Here is a 21,783-nt window from a genome sequence, read left to right as displayed (position 1 = left end):
ACGGAACCTTCTTATACTTCACAAGAAGGGCAACTGGCTGGCATATCTATACACATAGACGTAGCCCCTATAGCTTTGCGACCTACCCTTTTGAGTAGTTTGCCTATTATTCAATTTTTTACATTTTTATCTTAGCATAGCAACTAAGAAAAAGGAAATACGAAATTGTGACTAAAATGGAAACTTTATATGATGTCAACTCCCGAACCAAATTTTTAACTTTTTATCCAAAAATATTTTTCATTTTTTTGAACATTTTATTTGCGGTATTTTTCACAAGTTAAATGTATGCTACACTACATATGTACAGACCAAAAAATCTCTTTTTTCCTAAAAGGAGGATTATAATCATGAAAGCTGCAGTTGTGGAACAATTTAAAAAGCCGTTACAAGTGAAAGAAGTGGAAAAACCTAAGATCTCATACGGGGAAGTATTAGTGCGCATCAAAGCGTGTGGAGTATGCCATACAGACTTGCATGCCGCGCATGGCGACTGGCCTGTGAAACCTAAACTGCCCCTCATTCCTGGACATGAAGGTGTCGGTGTAATTGAAGAAGTAGGTCCTGGGGTAACACATTTAAAAGTTGGAGATCGCGTAGGTATTCCTTGGCTTTACTCAGCGTGCGGTCACTGTGACTATTGCTTAAGCGGACAAGAAACATTATGCGAACATCAACAAAACGCTGGCTATTCCGTCGATGGTGGCTATGCTGAATATTGCCGTGCTGCAGCTGATTATGTTGTAAAAATTCCTGATAACTTATCTTTTGAAGAAGCTGCTCCAATCTTTTGTGCTGGAGTCACGACATATAAAGCATTAAAAGTCACAGGGGCAAAACCTGGGGAATGGGTAGCCATTTACGGTGTTGGCGGGCTTGGACATGTCGCAGTCCAATACGCAAAGGCGATGGGGTTAAACGTCGTTGCTGTCGATTTAGGTGATGAAAAACTTGAGCTTGCTAAACAACTTGGTGCAGATCTTGTCGTCAATCCGAAACATGATGATGCAGCACAATGGATAAAAGAAAAAGTGGGCGGTGTGCATGCGACTGTCGTCACAGCTGTTTCAAAAGCCGCGTTCGAATCAGCCTACAAATCCATTCGTCGCGGTGGTGCTTGCGTACTCGTCGGATTACCGCCGGAAGAAATACCTATTCCAATTTTCGATACAGTATTAAATGGAGTAAAAATTATTGGTTCTATCGTTGGTACGCGCAAAGACTTACAAGAAGCACTTCAATTTGCAGCAGAAGGAAAAGTTAAAACAATTGTTGAAGTACAACCGCTTGAAAACATTAACGACGTATTCGATCGTATGTTAAAAGGGCAAATTAACGGCCGCGTCGTGTTAAAAGTAGATTAAAAAGAAGGCGTCTGTGGGCGCCTTCTTATTTTACTTCAACGGAAAATACGTGATGATCATGAAGCTCTTCCTTATTTACGTCCCACAAAACGTCCGATACGGCCGATCAGACGGCTCAGGAGGTATAGCATATTGTTCTTGTTCTTTCGTGTATGCATACGGATGTTGCAACGCATGAAGCAACTGCTCCATGACCGTATAATCCCCGCGTTCAACCGCCTCCGTCAGCGCTTCTTCGACCCGATAGTTGCGCGGAATGATCGCCGAGTTGTTTTGCCGCATTCGTTCATACACTTCATCTTTTGTTACGCCTTGACGGGCGATTCTTTCCTGCCAACGTGTATACCAGTCGCGAAGTTCTTGTTCGCAAAAATTCCACTCGCCTAACGTTAATGAGCGAAACGTATTCGTATAGTCAGCACGATAAGTATACATAAGATGAAGCAACTCCCCGATAAGCTTTTTGTCTTCCTCCTCTTTCGTAAAAAGCCCAAGTTTTGCCCGCATCCCTTCTAGCCAATACGTTTCATACAACGCCGGAAATCGACCTATCGTTTCTTGCGCAAGCTCAATCGCTTTTTCCTCATTATCATGCAAAAGCGGCAAAAGACTTTCAGCCAAACGTGCAATATTCCATCCAGCGATATACGGCTGATTACCGTACGCATACCGCCCCTGCGTATCAATGGAGCTAAACACCGTCTTTGGATCGTACACATCCATAAATGCGCACGGTCCGTAATCAATCGTCTCACCGCTAATCGTCATATTATCGGTGTTCATCACCCCATGAATAAACCCGACTAATTGCCATTTCGCTACAAGCGCCGCCTGCTTTTTCATCACTTCTTCAAGCAAAAAAGCATAACGATTGGACGTCTGTTCTCCGTTTGGATAATGTCGCTTGATCGCATAATCGGCTAACGCTTGCAATTCCTCTTTCGATAAAAAGCGTGCCGCATATTGAAACGTCCCGACACGCAAATGACTCGCTGCCACGCGCGTTAAAATCGCCCCTGGAAGCTCTGTTTCGCGAATAACAACTTCCCCTGTTGTCACAACGGCTAAACTGCGCGTCGTTGGAATACGAAGCGCATGCATCGCCTCGCTAATGATATACTCACGAAGCATCGGTCCGAGCGCTGCACGTCCATCTCCCCCGCGCGAATACGGCGTCCGTCCCGACCCTTTCAGCTGAATATCGAACCGTTCTCCGTCTGGCGTCACATGTTCACCAAGTAAAATCGCTCGCCCGTCGCCAAGCATATTAAAATATCCGAACTGATGTCCTGCATACGCCTGCGCCAAAGGCTCCGCACCTTCAGGAATTCGATTTCCGGCAAACACCGCCACCCCATTCTCGCTCGCTAGCGCCTCCGCACATAGCCCAAGTTCCCCTGCCAGCGAACGATTAAGCACGACAAGCTTTGGGTCACTGACAGGCGTCGGGTAAATTCTTGTAAAAAATCGCTCAGGCAAGCGGGCATAACTATTGTCAAAATTCCAGTTCGCGTCCAACGTGCTTCCTCCCTTATGAAACGTTCAAATGATGGTTGTATGTATTAGTATATCCTATTTTCTTTCATCGTGCTGTGTGGGAATGCATGACGTCAATTTCAAGCGAACAGTGCCTGGCACCGTTGGCTAATTGACGGTCACCTTCTAATTATATATAATAACCACATAACAGTTAAAAAAATATTTTAACTTTTATGGGGGTATAAATTTGTATAGCATTAGTAAAGAAAAAGTTAGGAAGTATATGACGAAATCAGGAATTTCTACACAAAAAGAACTTGCGGAAAAGATGGGAATTAGTAAAAATCAATTATCTATGCTCCTTTCCCCTAATTTCAATCCTATCAAGTCAAATGCCTTAAAACTTTGCCATACACTTGGAGTAGAAATTGAAGATATCATTTATTCCGAGCAACTGGAGCTTGATTTAGGAGATATAGATACAAAAACTGATGTTGAAACAGAAAATACCGTTAATGTTTTTCACTACGAAGGCTCTCATAGTGTAGAAGTGAGAGATATCGTTGCTGATAAACAGTACACAGCTGTTGAATTATTTGCAGGTGCTGGGGGGTTAGCTCTTGGGCTTGAAATGGCAGGTTTTCACTCCTTGGGGCTAGTAGAAATTGATAAATATGCTTGTCAAACATTAAGAAAAAATCGACCTCATTGGAACGTAATCGAAAAAGATATTATTGAAGTGGCTGAGCATGGAATAAAAAACTTTATCAATAACTGTCCAAATGATATCGATCTATTATCTGGAGGGTATCCTTGCCAGGCTTTTAGCTATGCAGGGAAAAAACTAGGGCTAAATGATGCAAGAGGAACGCTATTTTACTATTACGCAAAAATTCTGCAAGAACTGCAACCAAAAATGTTTTTAGCCGAAAATGTAAAGGGGCTTGTCAACCACGACAACGGAAAAACATTAGCAACCATGCTCTCCGTTTTTGAAGAAATAGGCTACAACGTTCAATGGAAAGTATTGAATGCTTTAGACTATGATGTAGCACAAAAAAGAGAACGAATATTCATTATAGGGATAAGAAAAGATTTAGTTGAAAAATATAACGTTTCTTATCGTTTTCCTAAACCGTATGGATATACGCTGACATTAAGGGATGTCTTGCAAGATGTTCCTCCATCCGAGGGCGCTAAATACCCTGAAGAAAAGAGAAAAGTTCTTGAACTTGTTCCCCCTGGCGGTTATTGGAGAGATCTCCCAGAAGAAATCGCCAAACAGTACATGGGAAAAAGTTACTACTCAGGTGGCGGAAGAACCGGGATGGCGCGAAGATTGTCATGGGACGAACCATGCCTAACATTAACATGTTCTCCTGCCCAAAAACAAACGGAAAGATGCCATCCAGAAGAAACAAGGCCTTTTACTGTCAGAGAATATGCAAGAATACAAAGTTTCCCTGACGATTGGGTATTTGATTGCTCGATGAACAATGCTTATAAACAGATTGGTAACGCTGTTCCCGTTCATATGGCTAAAGCTGTAGGTTTATCTATCGTAAAAGTTTTGAACGAAATTAACAAAAAAGGGAATGCCTAGGCATTCCCCTTTGCTTTATATTTCTAGCTATCGGCGTTCAACGTTTCCTCGATCTCTTTTGCGAGCTGTTCAATAATCTCTTCGATTAACTTTGAAGAGTCAAATTCTGTTGCAACTTCCCCTATCGCATCTGTTAATCTTTGATAAAAGTTTTCAATCCCCGTAATTCTGTACCAAAACTCTTGTCCAACAATGACAGGATATTCTTGATTAATTTTTTGATAATGACCGCTTAACTGATCAGGTGTACCATAAAGAACACCAACGACTAAATCAGTGAAGCCAATATGAAGATTATTCGTCCTCGCAAGCCTTTTAACACCTGCAAAATGATTCTTTATCGTTTCTACATCGTCTTTATTAATGGTGTTGGGTCCTGCTTTTACTTGACAATATTTTCTTCTTCCATCTAATTTATCAATAAATTCAATGTCTATCCCTGCTGTAGTAGAAGCAAAGCTCCCCAGTACTTCACTACAAAATTTTTGGAGTTTATTCCCAAACGTTGTGTTAATAGATGTCCCCAATACCCTTGGATACACCAACGCCTTTGCCATGCTAACAGGATCGTCATTCCCTGTTAAAAATCTCGCTTTATACTTGTCTAAAAACGGGTTCAAATGGAACTCCTTTAATTTCTTCAACTTTTTTGTATTACGTATATGGCTAGAAGCGATTTCTTTCCTAAAAAATTCTTTCGCTCTTTCAATCATTTCGTCCGATTCTTCTTCACTCAATACATTTACATGTGACGTTTCTCCCGACATTTCCATCCCTCCTACAAACACCCTCTACTTTTATATTAACATTTCTATCCTCCAAAATGTGTTAAAGTAGCATCAATTTATTTGAGTTTTTGGCGAACAGTGCCAGGCACTGTTCGCCTTAATACTAGATGTTATGGGTGTAAATGAAATGTTTTGTAAATACATGCATTGTTATCATGTAGTGTTAAAAAGTATACTATTGGTTTATAATAGAGAATGGAGGTGGAATAAATGGGACATGTTTGTGGCAAAGTGTATAATTGTGAAAAAGAATTGACACTTGCTGTTATTGGCGGTAAATGGAAAATGCTTATTTTATGGCATCTAGGAAAAGGTGGAACGAAGCGGTTTGGCGAGCTAAAGGCTCTCATGCCGGGGATCACCCAACGAATGCTTGTTAACCAGCTGCGAGAACTGGAAGCAGACCTTATTGTTGAACGCAAAGTCTATCCAGTAGTTCCTCCAAAAGTAGAATATTCACTGACTGAACACGGAAAAAGTCTAATGCCAATTCTCGATGCTATGTATGAGTGGGGTAAAAATTATATGGAGACGGTCGTGAAGGGCCAAGTAAAAATCAATGAGTCCACCAAATAAAAAACGCTCTCTCCTTTGCTCGAAAACGGCCTTCTCATCTTCCTTTATTTCAATATCGTTATGTTTGCAGAAAGAATGTGTGTTTATTGGAGCGCTAAATCTTATAGAGGCATACAGTCATCAAAAAACGGGCAGCATCTTTATAAATGGTCTGCTGCCCGTTTTTTACGTATATACATTGATGACTCTCCTCGCTTAATTCTTTATATTCCCTTTTAGTATACTTTTTTACACTATGTTACATGAAAGTGTGTACTTGTTAAAGCGAATGATATGCTTAATAATATCAATATCATGGCTATTAATAACATGAATGGGGTAAAATTTTTTAAGACTGATAACAAGAAAGGAGAAGGCTCATGAAACTAAGAGTTTCAGCCGTTCAATATCATCTTCATACGATAAATTCTTTTGAAGAATTTGCTAATCAAGTGGAGCATTATATTAAAACAGCTCAAGAATTTGATGCGGATTTTGTTTTATTCCCAGAATTTTTTACTACTCAGCTCATGTCCATTGGCAATGAACAAGGACAGCCTTTGACGATTCAAGAGCTTCCTGATTTTACTGAACAATATCGGTCTTTATTTATAAATTTAGCAAAGAAAACAAAAATGCATATTATTGGAGGAACACATGTCATCCGTAAAGGCGACCGATTATACAATGTAGCTCATTTGTTCTATCCAGATGGAAGAGTTGCCGAACAGGCAAAGCTCCATATTACTCCGACGGAAGTAAAGGAATGGAACATGTCTCCTGGTGATGGTCTACAAGTGTTTGAGACTGAAAAAGGAACGATTGCCATGTTGACGTGCTATGACATTGAGTTTCCAGAAATTGTTCGCATGGCTAAAGCGAAAGGCGCGGATGTTATTTTCTGTCCTTCTTGCACGGATGATCGTCACGGATTCCATCGTGTTCGTTACACAAGCCATGCAAGAGCCATCGAAAATCAAGTCTATGTTGTCACGACGGGTACAGTAGGTTCCCTTCCGACGATTGACTTTATGCGGGCGAATTTTGGGCAAGCAGCGGTGATTACACCGAACGATATTCCATTTCCTCCGCGCGGCATCTTAGTCGAAGGGGAAATCAATCATGATATGATTGTAACCGCTGATCTTGATTTAGACCTGTTATATCAAGTTCGCGAAAGCGGTTCCGTCACTACATGGCGTGACCGACGCACCGATCTCTATCCGGACTGGAAATAAGGTAAGACTAGCGCTCTTAAAGGAGGGAGAAAAATGTATCGAAAAGAATTTTACGTCCTTGACCAAGATCGGCCTGTTCCTGCGGTCATTCGAAATTATGAAGAAAAGGACTTTCCCGGCTTAATCCGCATCCAGCAAGAAAGTTTCCCACCGCCATTCCCATCTGAATTATGGTGGAACACGGAACAGCTGAAAAACCATGTTACTCTCTTTCCAGAAGGAGCCTTATGTGTAGAGGTCGATGGCGAAATTGCTGGATCGATGACAGGATTGATTGTTGACTTTGATCCGAATCATCCGGAACATACATGGGAAGAAATTACCGATAATGGATATATTCGCAACCATAATCCAAATGGAAATACGCTCTATGTAGTCGATATTGGCGTGCGTCCTGCTTATCGCAAATTAGGATTAGGAAAATGGCTAATGTTATCCATGTATGAAGTCGTCGTTCAATTGGGATTAGAACGTCTGTTAGGCGGAGGAAGAATGCCCGGCTATCATAAAAAAGCTGATGAGATGACGCCAGAACAATACCTCGAAGCAGTCGTCAAAGGAGAATTAAAGGACCCTGTTATTACTTTCCTGCTTCGCTGTGGCCGTACCCCTGTTCAAGTGGTTGCTAACTATTTAGAGGATGAAGAGTCTTGTAACTACGCGGCGTTGATGGAATGGAAAAATCCTTTTTATACAACAAAATCTGAACAAGGAGAATGATGAACATGGAATATCGGAGAATTACGAGTATTGAAGACCCTTTGTTTAAAAAAATGCACGAATTGATGCAAGAGGTATTTCCTCCTGAAGAAGTATTAGCATTCGATCTTTGGAAAGAGCCTCTTGAAGATCCGGGAATTCGTGTGTGTGTTGCTGTTCACGAAGGAAATGTTGTAGGTGCGACAGAGTACCGCTATTATGAAGATTTAAATGTCGCAATGACAGACTTCACGATCATTGGCCAACCAGGACTTGGCATCGGCCGATTTTTAGTGCAAAAGAGGCTAGAAGATTTGAACGCTTGGGCCGCAGCAAACGGAAAGCAGTTATTTGGCATGTTTGCGGAAATTTATGATCCTTATCGGGTGGAACATTATGAATTTGGCGGAATTAAGCCGATGGATCCATATGTCCGCCGTGAAGTATTGTCTCATCTTGGTTATAAGCGTCTTGATTTCCCTTATGTTCATCCATCTTGGAACAATGATGGAGAGGCTGTAACTGGACTCGACCTTTGTTTCCTTCCGATGGATGATAACGTAAATGAACTTCCAGCGGAGCTTGTTGTGAAGTTTTTGAAACGTTATTATTCTGTCTTATCAAACAAGCCAAAGGCTTGGTATGAAATGATTGAAAATCTTGAAACAAAAAATACGGTACCTCTTTTAAGCATTTAATGTACTGACGTCGTATTCATTTAATTTCAAAAGTCCAAATTCAAAAAACTAGGAATCCTTGATAAATCCAAATAGTTACAGTATACTTTGGTTATGGAAAGTACCGTGTTAAAATTCTTTCTATAAATAATCATAGTAATGAAGGAGGTTGTTCATATGAGCAAAAAAGTATTAATTGTTGCAGGAGATGCGGTGGAAGCGTTAGAGATTTATTATCCGTATTACCGTTTGTTAGAGGAAGGTTTTGATGTTACAATCGCTGCACCAAGGAAAAAGAAACTACATACAGTTGTCCACGATTTCGCTGATTGGGATACTTTTGTAGAAAAGCCAGGCTATCTCATTGATGCGCATGCATCGTTTGCAGAAATCGATCCGACACAGTACGATGCGCTCATTATTCCGGGAGGACGTGCGCCAGAATACATCCGCCTCGATGAAAACTTGCCAAAAATCGTACGCCATTTCTTTGAAGCGAACAAACCAGTTGCGACGATTTGCCATGCTTCACTTGTATTAGAAACCCTTCCTGATATTATGAAAGGGCGCAGCATGACTGCATATATTGCCTGCAAGCCAGGTGTAGAAGCGATTGGCGCCAACTATGTATCTGAGCCAACTCATGTTGACAACAATTTCGTATCTGCTCATGCATGGCCAGATTTACCAGCGTTCATGCGCGAATTTATTAAGTTATTAAACAAGTAAAATCGTTTGTTAAGGCGTTCTCCTATGGGGACGCTTTTTTGATTTAAACAACATGTTGCATTGATTGTTGATGATCTAGACACAAAATATTATCGAACAGTGCCAGGCACTGTTCGCCAATAAAACACCCCCAGCTGCATTTTACGCAGTTGGGGGATTCTATACAATATTATTTCATAAAAGACAAGTGCCCGCTCCTAATTTCTTGGTTTACCAATCCGATAATTTTAATAACTTATATACTTCCTTATCATGAAAGTCTGATTCAGAAATTTGTAATATATCTATAAGTCTCTGAATTCCCCCTATCCACATGCGATCGTCATCCTCAGCTGCTTTTATTAGCGAAGCCTCTATATGTGGAACTATCACACTTTTATCTATACTCTTCAATATCTCTATCGCTGTAGGGACACCAGGCCAATTCATATCTTGCATTAACTCTATTAAGCAGGGTATCGCCAGCCTATTTCGTGGGTATCCAATTTTATTTAAAACTTTAACCGCATTCTCCCAACAATGCTTCTCGGTATCTTGTATTAACAAAGGAGTGTATTCATCATCAATTGTTGTTAACTCCCTTATTGCAGATAGTTGAACTTCTTGGGGCATATTCCAACTCAAGTTTTTCATCAATCTTTTAACTTCACTAAGTTCCATTAAAATTCATCTCCTACTATTTAACTTTCACAGAAAGGGCCTGCAATAATTTTGTATATTCATGTGGTCTAGTATTAGCATTTTCCCTTGAGTTTATCCATCCCTGCATTTTCTTCATATTTACTGGTCTCACTGACACATGAGTTTTACCATCTTTTATTGCTACTAGTTTTCCTGTTGCATTAATGGCCTCAATAGTAGTTGCTGTATATGGTCCAGATAAAGGCTTTACTGTAGTATAGGATAGCCCACTAACATCTTTTGGTCTTGGAGTTAAATTAGTGCCGTTTCCACTTCCAGTACGATAAATAACTGTTGGGTTTTTCCTATTAAATTTACGTTCTAACTCACATTTCGCACCCTCTCGACAAAAATCGGGAGGATTTTTTTATCTTCCTGTCGAATAAAACCTTGGAATACAAGGAAAGCAAAGGAGTTTGCTCATCATGGACGTTCAAATTCGGGCCATTTATGAAAGTTCTTATTTGAATATAATAAGCGCCCTGTTCAAAGATCTTGACCTTCCTCAGTTGATTGATCGTCTCGTTCCCGTGGATCCGCAATGCCAAACTCGAGCCAGCGATATCGTCAAACTAATCGTTCTGGATATCTTGAGCGGCCGGCAAGCGCTCGTTCATTTGGAACAATGGGCGCATGACATCGATTTGCCGAAGCTGATTCGGCCAGGGCTGGAGCCGTCTTGGTTCAACGACGATGCCATCGCGCGTCATTTGGATCGCCTGTATGAGGCGAATATCCATCAAGTCCTTTCGTCTTGCCTCGTGCAGATCTACAAGAAAGAAGGCCTCTCTCTTCGCGTCTTCCACGCCGATACGACGGACAAGACCGTTTATGGCGCGTATGAATCGGCCTCGCCGGATGCCTTGCAGATTACGCATGGCTACAACCGGCATCATCGTTGGCAAAAGCAGATCGGATTTGGGCTGATTGGCAACGAGGATGGCATCCCGTTTTATGGCGATGTACACGACGGCAACCTGCCGGATAAGACGTGGAATCCCGAGGTGTTGTCCCGTGTGCAGAAACAGCTGAAGCAGGCGAAGATCGAAGATGAATGGATTTATGTTGCCGATTCTGCCGCCATGACGAAAGACACACTGGCGCAAACGAAGGCCGCCAAAGCCTTTTTGATCACAAGAGGCCCTTCTTCGCTCCGGATCGTCAAAACCGCGCTGGCTAAAGCTGATGCCCAAGACACGCCGTGGAGCGATCCGTTTTCCTTAGCGGAGAAAAACGGAGCCACCTACCGGGTGTGGGAAACGACATCGACGTACGAAGGTCATTCGGTCCGGTTGATCGTCGTTGAATCCAGCGCGCTCGACCAACGAAAAGGAAAGACGCTCGAAAAAGAGCGAAACCAAGAAGCAGAGCTTCTTCGGCAGAAACAAACCCAGTGGGAAAGCCGTCTGTTTTCGTGCCGGGAAGACGCCGAACAAGCCCTAGCGTCTCTAAAGGCGTCCCTTCGTCTCCGGTTCCATCGCGTCGAGGCGTCGGTCGAAGCGATCGTGCGTCCGAAAAAACGGCGCGGACGTCCGAAAAAAGGGGCGGAACCGGACATGGAAACGCTGTACGCCCTTCGCTTGAACGTGGAATTCGACCAAGATGCGTGGGAACAGGCGAGACGGAAAGCGTCCCGGTTTGTCCTTGTCACGACCGTTCCGGAGGAATGGAAAGGTCAACCGATGGATGCGAAAGAGATCTTGAAGTTGTATAAAGGCCAAATCTCGGTGGAAATGAACTTCTCTTTCTTGAAAGACCCGTTCTTTACGGATGAGATTTACGTAAAAAAACCGGAACGGGTCGCGGTATTGGGCTATTTGTTTCTGTTGGCCTTGGCGATTTACCGCGTCTTCCAGCGCCGGGTGCGTCAGTTCATCACCCCGGAACACCCATTAAAGGGCGCGGGAGGCCGGAAACTGACCCGACCGACCGGACAAGCGATTTTTCAATTGTTTTGGTATGTCAGAGTCGTCCTGTTGGAACTGCCGGATGGACGAATTCAACGCGCGTTAGGTCAACCGCTCACGTACGAGCAGCGAAGGATTCTGCAAGGATTAGGGATGGACGAGAGCATTTACGTCTAATGGGATAAAGAACGACCAACGATGGTAAAAAAAGGATACCATCACTTTTGGTGTTGGTTTAAAAGTTATTCTAAAAAACTGAATAAAAAATCCTTTTGTTCCGCCCTACCAAGGTGCGAAATATGAGTTCTAAGCGTTCTTGGATATATTTCTAAGGAAAAAATGAATTGTATATGTTTGGATTAGTCTCAATAAAAGCAGCAAAATGTTTGGGATGCAACATAATCAAGATTATAGGAAGTCCTAAATTTTCAGTAACATACACTGCACCTTAGCAAACCTTAAAAGCTATGCTTTTTAGGGTTGGTTAGCCGACTTGGCTTCCCCAAGCCGTCCGAAGAGCGCAGACCCTTTACGCGCCTAACAAGCAAAAATTATAATGGGGAGAGGCAAAGGAAGGAGCGTACTTGGGAAGGAGGTAAAAAAATAAAACGCATTTTTGGCCTGTTGCATTTTTTAAAATGCAACGGCCTAAAAATGCGCCAAGACAAACTCTTTATGTTAACCAATTATTTTATACTCACCATTAGACCAAAATAAGTACAAACTATAAATAACAATCCACAAACTACTGCAAAATATGGCTTCATCTTTTTGTAAAAGCTCAAAAAGATCATAATTAAAAATATAAAACTAAAGAGTATTAAGAAAAATCCTTCAACAGAAAACATTGGTTTTAGATTAACGGGAGTTATAATCGTTTTGCCGATTAAGTATTCAAGCCACTTAGATGCTCCCTCAGATTTAACTGTAAAATCTATATCGTGTGGGGGAGATAAGGTGCCAAGTATACTTGTGAAAAAGAATATGACAGTAATAATGATGGTTTCAGCTTTCAACCAAGCTCGAATATTAAGATTAGGCTGCGCTGACAATCTCCTTAAAAGAATTCCATTGATTAGTGCAAATGCAAGTAAAGGTATGATACTGATATGCTTTAATAATAACATTTGACCATAAGGCAGAACCCATGAATTGATATAATCACTTATATCTACTACAAAGAGCATCACAGAAAAGCCACTTGTTAATATGATTACCATACAACCAATAGCAAATGGTGTAAACCATTTTAAAAAGGTCATCCAGTTATGAAGGTTTTTTGAAAACCATGCAACATGAATGAGAATTCCAGTCCATAATGCTACTGCTAAAAAGTGAATACTGTGAGAAAGCAGCCCAGTCCAAAATGATAATGATGCAACATGGCTAGCGTAACCAACTGCTAAAATCATCAATAATAACCAAAAGGCTTGTAAATATTTCGAACCTTCCACATACACGGTCATCCACAAGAAGGTTGCCACCCAACCAATGAAAATCCACGCTTTTCCAACTTGAAAGTCAGTTAAGATTGACCATGATTTCTGATTAAAATAGTCACTACCATCAGAAAAATAAAAAATGACTTGTAAAACTGGACCAAAGGATGAGACGATGATGCCTAATATAGATAAAAGGAGCATTGGTTTTGGAATAATGATTTTTGGTTTTTTTTCATCAGGTACAAAAGATAATGCAACATGACCAGCAAGTAAAGAATAGAAAATATAGTTAAAAAATTCGCTAAGTGAAACAATGAATGGCAATGCTTATCCCTTCTTTTTCAAGATTGATATCAAACCAACGATAAGAATAATACCTAAGCTAACTGTTAAAATTCTGATCAATGTGCTGGAAGATGTATTTTTTGCTTGACTATCTTCTTCTGTTTTCTGACTTTTTTCTAGTTTCGTATCTTTTTCAATGCTGTCTTGTTTCGTTGTAGAGGTCGTTGACTGGGTTGGCGTTTTTGTCTTATTTTGTGCTACTTTTACATTAAACGGAATTTCGCCAGTGATTGGATGACCGTCTTCTCCAACAATTTTCCATACAATCGTATATGAACCGTTCTCAAGTGGGGTTGAAATAGTACCGATAAGTTGATTGTCTTTCACCGTGATATTGTTCAATGGAATTTCATTTCCATTGTTGAGAAGATGCATTGTGCTTAGTTTCTCTATTTTTGTCTCAAATGTAAGAGTAATTGTTTCTAGTGGTTGAGTTACTGTTTCTTTTGCTTTAGGATTAGAAGACGATAAGTAACTATGAGCATGTCCGATGGATGGAATACATAAAAAGGTAAGAAACATCATTAGAATCATTTTTTTTATCATTTTTAATCACCTAGTTCTTTTTTAATATGATTTTTCGGTACATACCTTTCATCATAACATCTTTATCTTCAACTAAGTAACATTCATGTTTGACCTTTTTGTAAACCTTTTCAAATGAAATACCTATATCAGTACCCAACAGCTTGATGATGGGACGAATTACTTTTTTTCCGAATGACAGTTCTCTATGTTTAGGTGCAAATTTATCAAATATAATAATACGTCCACCTTTCTTCGTTACACGCACGATTTCTGACATCACTTTTTCGGGGGAAGGGACTACGCTTATGACTAAACTTGCTACTACTACATCAAATGAATTGTTTGGAAATGTTAGAGATTGAGCATCCATTTGAATGAATTTTATATTTTCATTCTGATACTTATTTTTTGCTTTTTCCAGCATTTCTTTAGAATAATCAATAGCAACTACATTTATTTTTTCTAATGGACAAAAGGCCAAATCAGCACCCGTTCCTACTCCAACAAATAGAACATTCTCGCCATCTCCAAAAGGAAATTCATGAAATATCTGTTTTCGCGCTGAATAAAACACACCTCTATTAAAAAATAAATCATAAAAAGGAGCCCAACATTTATAAATAATCCGATTCCATTTGTTATTCATTTTCTTTTTCTCCTTTTTACATGGCATTTGAGCATTGATTAAGTCAATTACTGTAGATGAGTACCTGAATCCGTGATGGATTGACATCGACTTTGACTTTTTTGCTGGTTTTATGGATGTGTGATCCACCATTCCCTTTTTATGTTTAAAACAGATGTCATCTTCACTCTCAGAAATGAAATAAATATCTTTTTTAGGTATATAAACCAAAGAAAAAACAAAAAAGGACAGAGGGTTAGGATGAGTACAGAATTGCGAACAATCATTCGTTATGCTCCTTCTCTCCATTTTATGTAAATGTTCAGAAGGGGCTCGCTATAGCCACTCCTTCGCGTCAGTTTCATCCAGATCTGTCGTGATCGGCGGACGAGTCGACCTGCCATCGTGATCACCGTCTGAATAATCGTCTTGATGCGGCGGCGTTTCACTTTATGATGTAATGGATGTCTCGGATCGCTTAATAGATCTTGTCCAATCAGACGAAGAAGGTTGTACACGAATGCTCCCATGACTAACACGAGCGCATTCGTTTTCATCTTCCCTGATGGAAGTCGCTCTAAATCTAAGTCGCTTTTCAGTTCGCTATGAAACTGTTCGCATGTCGCATGATCGTGATACAATGCGAGCACATCACTCATTCGAACATGCTCGTATCCTTCGAGGCGCACCCAGTAGCTTTCGACTTCGTAATTAGGAACGAGCATCAGCTGTCCATTTCGTTCCATCGTTCGTTCCGTCACTTGGGTGACTTGAACGTACGTATACGTGTGTCCATCAATTGCTGCTGTCTGTGGAAGGCATAACTCATACGTTTGTACTCCTTCTGTTTGTCCATCATCGACGCGTCTGCCCTTTTGCGAAGCGATCTGGAACCAAAGCGCTTTCGATTCTCGGCGTAAGTTTCGCTTGATGACAAAGTCCACGTCTTCCTTTAGACATACGTGCACATTCGCTTCCGCATCGTTTCCTGCATCCATGCGGACAAGCAGACGAGACGAGGTCAGCGGACGAGCTCGACGGATGGCGGTAGTTAAAAACGAAGGCATGTTGTCTTGTACATGTTGTTTCCCTGGACGCAGCTCGGCATGAACGATATACCCTTCCTTCCCTGCATACGCAAACAACGGCGTAAAACCGTCAAATCCTTTATACGTTCGACTCACTCCTTCTTTCTTCGTATCGGAGTTGTCAAATGGGGAAGCATCTATATCAAGGGGAAGCCATGTCGTTTTCCCTTTCGCCCAACAAGGGGACAAGGTAGCGTGTTGTCGAACCAACAGACGCATCGATTCCTCCCAAATGATGGTTTCGGTCATCGGAAGACAAGCGAGCTGATCGAGTCGCTGTCGCAACGTTGGGGAGGAAGGTACGTGCCGAATGCCCATTGATGTCGAAAAGATATCGTCCTGACGATACGCTTCGATATGATCAAAATCCGTTTTTCCTGTGGCAAGCAAGCCAATCATCGAGCGAATGACGTCGCTATGGGAAATGTGCACATCTCGACGAACCGTTGGGAGCCGAAGGGCGTTTACTCGTTTATCCAGCTTCGTTTGGTGCAGTAAGTAGCCCACGAGAGCAAGCCCAGCACTTGGAGTAATCGCTTCATCTGTCAATACAAACCGAATCGGGAAATCTTTCATCACATTCACCTACTTGATGAAGAATCGTCAACGTCGTTTTCCCTTATCGTATCAACGGTTTGCGACCATTGTAAAGATGTTTTGTCACGGATTCAGGTGAGTATTTTTCATTACAGTAATTTCCATTCCCTAAGAGACAAACAGGGGACCCCTTAGGCGACATGGAGCTGTTTTTTGATCACATCAATGGGAATATCTTGCTTTGCGGCGTCATAGATGAACTCGACAACGCTGTGCCCTTTCCGAGACCGAAGAAGCTCCAGGCCGGAAGAGATGTCTTGTTGAAATTCCGCGATGCTGTATACGCAGGCTAACAGCACCACGACCCAATACCGTTTCACCGCCCGAACGTGGCGAACACGGTACCCATCGAGCTTCAGCTGGTCTTTTGCCTGCCGGAAAAAGCATTCGGTCGTCCAGCGCTGGGCATAGTAACGCAAGATGTCTTCGTCACTCAGCTCCCGGTCGGTGCTCAATATGACATGGAGATGATCCGGCGTCATCGGTTGATCCGCCTTCCAGGCCAGCAGCACCACCGCGTCATCAAGACCGTTGAGCGCGCCTTCGTAGCGGTAGACACGATAGCGCTCGTTCCCCACCGTGACGAGGCGGGTGTCATTTGGCTCGATATAGCGGGCAAACTCCTTCGCTTGGATGGCGATACCTTTCGGGTAGAGAATCCGGTTCGTCTTGAGCATGGCGATGACATGAAATCCTTGTTTCAGACAGGCTTCGATGAGCGCTTGGGACAGATACCATGAATCCACGAGCACATACACCGGCTGAGCCCGCTTCCCCTTGAGCGAGGAAAGCATCTCGATCGCCAGGTCGATTTTGCTTCTTCCCGATGTCTTGTCATACAGACGAAAGGCGAACGGAAACGCTTGCGTGAAGGTGTGCACCATCAGCCAAACAAGCGAATGCCCCCAGACCAATTGATGATCGCTGTGAGAGAAATGCCAGTCACACCCTTGAATGGCGTGCGTTGCCCGTGACGAAGGCTTCGTTTTTTGGCAAATGGTATCATCAATCGAAAGGAACAGGGGTTGATTCGTCCGTTTGGCCAGGCGTTCGATCTGGCGAAGAACCCACTCCTGAAGCTTCTCAAGCAGTTTTTCCTCGTTCCAAGGGCTTTTCGTGAAAAAGTGGCTGAGCGTGGTTCGATGATTCGGATGAAAACTCCAGTACCGGACATCCGTCAATGTCCCCGAAAATCCCTTGGTCGTCAAGGCGTCGACAAGATGAACGAGATGCTTGATGACCGGCTTCGAGAAATAAAGCGCCAATCCCAGCGTCATGAAAAACTTGTGGATTCCTTGATGATGTGCTAATCTATTCATGAGACATGAACCTCCTTGTGGGTAGTTGGTAGCACATCTATTCTAACCAAGGAATCGGGTTCATGTCTCCTTTTTTGTTTGGTTTGTAAATTTATGTTAGCAAATTTGCTCATCTACAGTCAATTAAATAAAATCCATAAATTCTGCACAAATTCAAGATAATATAAAAAAAGTAGAAATATACGGTATGTTGAAAAAAGCTTAAGAGTCTTTAAACAAGTATTTTTTAACAGTTTAATCACTGAACATAATAGAAATCAAGGAGGGTAATATAGATAGATGAACACAAAAAAAATTCTCAAAATGTTAATTGCACTTTTTGCGTCTACTATTATTGCGGCAGGTTGTAGCGCACAAAATGGAAATGACTCAAAAAAAGCAGAGCAATCAATGGAGCATAGTCAGCATAGAAGTAGTCAATCGAATGGAGCAAGCAATGACAAGGAAAACACAGCTATAGTTGTTCAAGAACCGAGTGTATATAATGAAGAAGCGAGTAAAAATCTTCTTACATTGTCAACAAAAAACGTTACTCGATTAAATACTGATGATCCAGTTGAACTTTCGGTATTAGTATCACAAACGGTATGGCCGGCTACTCATAAAGAAAATCAACCAAATGGGATTATCCTAGCTCCCCTTGAAAATTGGCAAGCAACATTGGCTGCAGCTGATCTTATTCATCATCCAAATAACGGACCTATTTTATTTACAAAAAACAATACAATTCCAAATCAAGTGTTGAATGAAATTCAACGTTTAAATCCACTTGGGATTAAAGACGGTACACAAATTTTTGTTATCGGTAACTTGCCGAAACAAGAGTTGGATAAACTAAAACGTTATAAAGTTCAACAAATTAATGAAACCGATTATGCAGCATTAGCACAAAAAATTGATCAATTGTATGCTGAAGTAGCAGGTAAACTACCAGAGAGTGTCATCATTGGTTCTTTTGAGGAAAAAGCAAAACTTTATACGATTCCTGCGGCCAATTGGATTGCTCATATGGAAGAACCGATTTTATACGTTAGTCAAAATAAAATTCCGAAACAAACAGAAGAAGCATTGAAAAAAAGAAAAGGAAAAGCGAATATCTACATTTTAGGTCCTCAGTCCATAATATCAAAGGAAGTCGAAGAGAAGTTAAAAGAATTTGGAAAGGTTACACGAATTTCAGGAGATACTCCAACTCAACAGTCTGTTGCATTTGCGACTTTTAAAGATAAGAAAACAGGATTTGGTTGGGGATTAAACAATCCGGGACACGGTTTATCATTTGTTTCGACCAAATCTCCTGAAATGGCATTAGCAGCAGCGCCTTTTTCGCATTTAGGAAAACATGCGCCACTTATTTGGCTTGAGAATGGCGAACTTACCCCAGAAGTTTATGAGTTTATGGCTACCTTAAAACCAACGTTTGAAAACGATCCAACTGTAGGACCGTATAATCATGCTTATTTATCCGGAACAGAAAAACTGATTTCGTATCAAACGCAAGGGGTTATTGATGAAAAGCTTGAAATTGTTCCAGAGAGTGGAGAAGAGCATGGCAGTCATTAAGAAAAAATTGGAGAATTTTTCATTAACCGTACAGAAACGCATCTGTACGGTTTTTTGTTAGTTCAAACTAAAGCTTTTTCTCCCGTCCCATATTAACTAACTTTATTGATTCGAGTAATTTTTAGGTAAAAATATCTTTCATTAAAAATTTATTATATTTATAAAGAGTTCTTGTAACTATTCAGCCACATCATAAAGTGAGCTGAATATTTTCTTCTTTCCTTGTCTATGATGTGAATACTGATAGACAAGGAGGTGAATCGCATGTTGACGGTACAACAAGCTGTATTTACAGTTGAGAGCTTAATCGGCAAAGTTCAACAACAAAAACAGCTCATTCATCAACTCGTTCAAGAAAATGAACATTTGCGTCACGAAAACAAACAACTACGCAAAGAAAATGAACAACTGAAGTACCGTGTTCAAGAGCTGGAAGCACGCACGAAAAAAAACAGCTCCAATAGCCATTTGCCCCCATCTTCTGACCGTTTTGCCAACACACGTTCTTCTCGTCAACCATCTGGCAACAAGCCAGGCGGACAAGAAGGACATCAAGGAACGACGCTCCGTCAAGTGGAACATCCACATCATCGTGTCGTCCACCGTGTGCATACGTGTCAAGGATGTGGGGCTTCTTTGCGTGAAGTCAAACCGTTCAAAGTCGATATCCGTCAAGTGTTTGATCTCCCTCCTGTGACGATCGAGGTGACACAACATGAACGTGAAGTGAAATCGTGTCCGCATTGTCGATGCGTGCAACAAGCCGAATTCCCATCCCACGTCACGAATCATGTGCAATACGGTCCACGGCTCACAGCGCTCGCTGTATATTTGCATCATATCCAATTGATCCCTTACAAACGTTTGAGTGATACAATCGAAGCATTATATCAACACTCAATCAGTACAGGAACCCTTGCCAATATGGTGAAACGAGGACGTGAAGCGCTGGAATCAAATATGGACATCATCGAAGACGCCTTACTTGAATCCAACATCCTGCATGTCGATGAAACGAGTTTGCGCATCAAGGGGAAACTCGCATGGGTGCATGTCGCGTGCACATCGAAATATACGTACTTGGCTCCTCACGTTTCTCGTGGAAAGAAAGCGACTGATGATATTGGGATTCTTCCCCGATATGAAGGGACGATGATGCACGATGGATTCGGTACGTATCCAAAATACACGCAAGCCACCCATGCCCTTTGTCACGCCCATCATTTGCGTGAGTTAAAAGGCTTCATCGAACAAGGGCATATATGGGCATCGCGCATGACGACGTTTCTGTTAGCCGCCAAACAGGCCGTCGAAGCTCATCACGGTGCGCTTTCCGAAGAAGAAGCGAAACGATGGGAACGAGTGTATGATCGCATCCTAGAAAGAGCACAACACCGATTGGAAACGATGACGCCTCTTCCAAAAAAAGCACTTGCTTTTGTTCGACGGCTTCAGAAACGAAAGGAAGAAGCGTTGCGTTTCTTACGTGAAGTGCATGTTCCCTTTGACAACAACCAAGCCGAACGCGATCTTCGCATGGTCAAAGTGAAAGAGAACATTTCGGGTACATTTCGCGAAGAAACATTCGCCCAGTCTTTTTGTATCACAAGAAGTATCGTTTCCACACTGACGAAACACGAAAAAAACGTGTGGGATTCGTTATGTCTTCTGTTGACAGGCGACACGCTCGATCGTGTTCTTTCTACCACTTAGGGCATTTTCTATTACGGGGATGCCCTATTTGTGTTGCGCTTCTTTACATACTACTATCGGAGTGAATAGTTACGAGTTCTTGGTATGTTGCAAGAGGCATTATTCAAAAGGAGTGAATCAGATCGTCTATGCCCTCATTTTATTTTTGCGGATGTTGAAGCGTATGCTTTCCATTAAATTTTTCTTGCGTCTAATGTCAAAAAAATAAAATTAACTCCTTTTGCTTATTATCGATTCATGCTTGCTGTTTTTTATAAAAAAGATTAGGAGTACTCTTACAAGTTTGAAGAGTACTCCATCTAAGAGTCAGTACAGGGACTTTTAAAACTTCAACGTTATTAAGATATTACAGGTTTGGCGTTGGAGTCGGTTCGGCATACCCATTTTTATATGCTTCATCAATTTTTTTTCGAATCTCTTTTATTGATTTTCCTGCTTTATAATCTTGAATGGAAGTGGCCGCAATTTCTAGGCAAACTCCACATTTTGTAGCATGATCGTCCCACACAATTGCTCCGTCTTTAAGATTTTTATATACAAAGCAGTCATAATTATTTTTATGCCCAGAAGATTCACCGCAGCCACAATAACACGGAATATTTTCAAGCAATTCTCTATTTTTCGCTGCGCTAGCGTATAAGTTTTTCATTTCTTTCGGTTTATCATCCAAGAAATTTGGTAGAACCTCGACACTTTTTGTTTCTTCTACAATATCTCTGCTTTCTGTTTGTTGATGTTCTTTTTTGTTGTTTCCTGATTCTTGTAGCGAATTAGAGCAACCAACAATTAAGAACGCACTTAATAATGTAATAGGGAAAAATTTTTTGTAATTTACCATTTTAT

General features: G+C 41.4%; 19 protein-coding genes and 1 riboswitch. Of the genes, 10 read left to right on the top strand and 9 right to left on the bottom strand.

Annotation, left to right across the window (positions count from 1 at the left end; genetic code table 11):
- Window positions 1–25: 25 nt before the first annotated feature.
- A riboswitch (cyclic di-GMP riboswitch) is annotated at window positions 26–114 on the bottom strand.
- A gap of 236 nt (window positions 115–350) precedes the next feature.
- Window positions 351–1,364 (top strand): alcohol dehydrogenase AdhP, encoded by a 1,014-nt coding sequence (gene adhP, locus NSQ23_RS02670; protein ID WP_339172743.1) that lies wholly within the window; start codon window positions 351–353, stop codon window positions 1,362–1,364.
- A 75-nt stretch (window positions 1,365–1,439) separates the two neighbouring features.
- Here the strand turns inward: adhP and NSQ23_RS02665 are convergent, their stop codons facing one another.
- Window positions 1,440–2,882, bottom strand: coding sequence for a YdiU family protein (locus NSQ23_RS02665; protein ID WP_339172740.1), 1,443 nt, complete (start codon window positions 2,880–2,882; stop codon window positions 1,440–1,442).
- A gap of 208 nt (window positions 2,883–3,090) precedes the next feature.
- Between NSQ23_RS02665 and dcm the strand changes: the two genes are divergently transcribed.
- Window positions 3,091–4,446 (top strand): DNA (cytosine-5-)-methyltransferase, encoded by a 1,356-nt coding sequence (gene dcm, locus NSQ23_RS02660; protein ID WP_231106945.1) that lies wholly within the window; start codon window positions 3,091–3,093, stop codon window positions 4,444–4,446.
- Window positions 4,447–4,469: 23 nt separating this feature from the next.
- On the opposite strand, the gene NSQ23_RS02655 is transcribed toward dcm, so the two are convergent.
- Window positions 4,470–5,213, bottom strand: coding sequence for a PmeII family type II restriction endonuclease (locus NSQ23_RS02655; RefSeq protein WP_128356965.1), 744 nt, complete (start codon window positions 5,211–5,213; stop codon window positions 4,470–4,472).
- A gap of 231 nt (window positions 5,214–5,444) precedes the next feature.
- Between NSQ23_RS02655 and NSQ23_RS02650 the strand changes: the two genes are divergently transcribed.
- From NSQ23_RS02650 to NSQ23_RS02630, 5 genes are all read left to right on the top strand, one after another.
- Window positions 5,445–5,810 (top strand): winged helix-turn-helix transcriptional regulator, encoded by a 366-nt coding sequence (locus NSQ23_RS02650; RefSeq protein ID WP_064220694.1) that lies wholly within the window; start codon window positions 5,445–5,447, stop codon window positions 5,808–5,810.
- Between the two features lie 359 nt (window positions 5,811–6,169).
- The gene (locus NSQ23_RS02645) at window positions 6,170–7,027 is read left to right on the top strand and encodes a carbon-nitrogen hydrolase family protein (protein WP_064220695.1); all 858 of its coding nucleotides are present in this window, start codon (window positions 6,170–6,172) and stop codon (window positions 7,025–7,027) included.
- Between the two features lie 33 nt (window positions 7,028–7,060).
- Window positions 7,061–7,747: a GNAT family N-acetyltransferase gene (locus tag NSQ23_RS02640; RefSeq protein ID WP_064220696.1), complete on the top strand. Its 687-nt coding sequence runs from the start codon at window positions 7,061–7,063 to the stop codon at window positions 7,745–7,747.
- A gap of 5 nt (window positions 7,748–7,752) precedes the next feature.
- Complete coding sequence (locus NSQ23_RS02635) at window positions 7,753–8,424, top strand: hypothetical protein (RefSeq protein ID WP_064220699.1); 672 nt, start codon at window positions 7,753–7,755, stop codon at window positions 8,422–8,424.
- Window positions 8,425–8,580: 156 nt separating this feature from the next.
- Window positions 8,581–9,132, top strand: a complete 552-nt coding sequence (locus NSQ23_RS02630; RefSeq protein ID WP_064220697.1) for a DJ-1/PfpI family protein — start codon at window positions 8,581–8,583, stop codon at window positions 9,130–9,132.
- Window positions 9,133–9,342: 210 nt separating this feature from the next.
- Here the strand turns inward: NSQ23_RS02630 and NSQ23_RS02625 are convergent, their stop codons facing one another.
- Window positions 9,343–9,792: a DUF5071 domain-containing protein gene (locus NSQ23_RS02625; RefSeq protein WP_052023561.1), complete on the bottom strand. Its 450-nt coding sequence runs from the start codon at window positions 9,790–9,792 to the stop codon at window positions 9,343–9,345.
- Window positions 9,793–10,238: 446 nt separating this feature from the next.
- Between NSQ23_RS02625 and NSQ23_RS02620 the strand changes: the two genes are divergently transcribed.
- A complete protein-coding gene (locus NSQ23_RS02620; RefSeq protein WP_339170145.1) occupies window positions 10,239–11,897 on the top strand; it encodes an IS1634 family transposase in 1,659 nt (552 codons plus the stop codon).
- Between the two features lie 509 nt (window positions 11,898–12,406).
- Here the strand turns inward: NSQ23_RS02620 and NSQ23_RS02615 are convergent.
- From NSQ23_RS02615 to NSQ23_RS02595, 5 genes are all read right to left on the bottom strand, one after another.
- Window positions 12,407–13,486: a CopD family protein gene (locus tag NSQ23_RS02615; RefSeq protein ID WP_033016621.1), complete on the bottom strand. Its 1,080-nt coding sequence runs from the start codon at window positions 13,484–13,486 to the stop codon at window positions 12,407–12,409.
- Window positions 13,487–13,489: 3 nt separating this feature from the next.
- Window positions 13,490–14,053: a copper resistance CopC family protein gene (locus NSQ23_RS02610; RefSeq protein ID WP_081253598.1), complete on the bottom strand. Its 564-nt coding sequence runs from the start codon at window positions 14,051–14,053 to the stop codon at window positions 13,490–13,492.
- Between the two features lie 10 nt (window positions 14,054–14,063).
- Entirely contained in the window at window positions 14,064–14,681 is a 618-nt protein-coding gene (locus NSQ23_RS02605; protein WP_064214394.1) for a class I SAM-dependent methyltransferase, read from the bottom strand.
- Between the two features lie 269 nt (window positions 14,682–14,950).
- The gene (locus NSQ23_RS02600) at window positions 14,951–16,324 is read right to left on the bottom strand and encodes an IS1380 family transposase (RefSeq protein WP_088223286.1); all 1,374 of its coding nucleotides are present in this window, start codon (window positions 16,322–16,324) and stop codon (window positions 14,951–14,953) included.
- Between the two features lie 152 nt (window positions 16,325–16,476).
- On the bottom strand, window positions 16,477–17,664 hold the full coding sequence (locus NSQ23_RS02595; protein ID WP_163152605.1) for an IS701 family transposase: 1,188 nt from the start codon (window positions 17,662–17,664) through the stop codon (window positions 16,477–16,479).
- 279 nt (window positions 17,665–17,943) lie between these two features.
- On the opposite strand from NSQ23_RS02595, the gene NSQ23_RS02590 reads away from it, so the two are divergent.
- Together NSQ23_RS02590 and NSQ23_RS02585 are read left to right on the top strand one after the other, a co-directional pair.
- Window positions 17,944–19,227 carry a cell wall-binding repeat-containing protein gene (locus NSQ23_RS02590; protein ID WP_163152606.1) on the top strand — a complete coding sequence of 428 codons (1,284 nt, stop codon included), beginning with the start codon at window positions 17,944–17,946 and terminating at the stop codon, window positions 19,225–19,227.
- A gap of 264 nt (window positions 19,228–19,491) precedes the next feature.
- A complete protein-coding gene (locus NSQ23_RS02585; protein ID WP_339172734.1) occupies window positions 19,492–20,940 on the top strand; it encodes an IS66 family transposase in 1,449 nt (482 codons plus the stop codon).
- Window positions 20,941–21,286: 346 nt separating this feature from the next.
- Here NSQ23_RS02585 and NSQ23_RS02580 read toward each other — a convergent pair whose 3' ends face one another.
- Window positions 21,287–21,778 carry a PCYCGC motif-containing (lipo)protein gene (locus tag NSQ23_RS02580; RefSeq protein ID WP_064214013.1) on the bottom strand — a complete coding sequence of 164 codons (492 nt, stop codon included), beginning with the start codon at window positions 21,776–21,778 and terminating at the stop codon, window positions 21,287–21,289.
- Between the last annotated feature and the right edge of the window lie 5 nt (window positions 21,779–21,783).

This window comes from Anoxybacillus sp. FSL W8-1294 (assembly GCF_037965005.1).
In the GTDB taxonomy this organism is placed as follows: Bacteria; Bacillota; Bacilli; order Bacillales; family Anoxybacillaceae; genus Anoxybacillus; species Anoxybacillus flavithermus_G.
The sequence above is the reverse complement of the archived record's forward strand: the minus strand, read 5'-3'. Positions and strand labels throughout refer to the sequence as shown.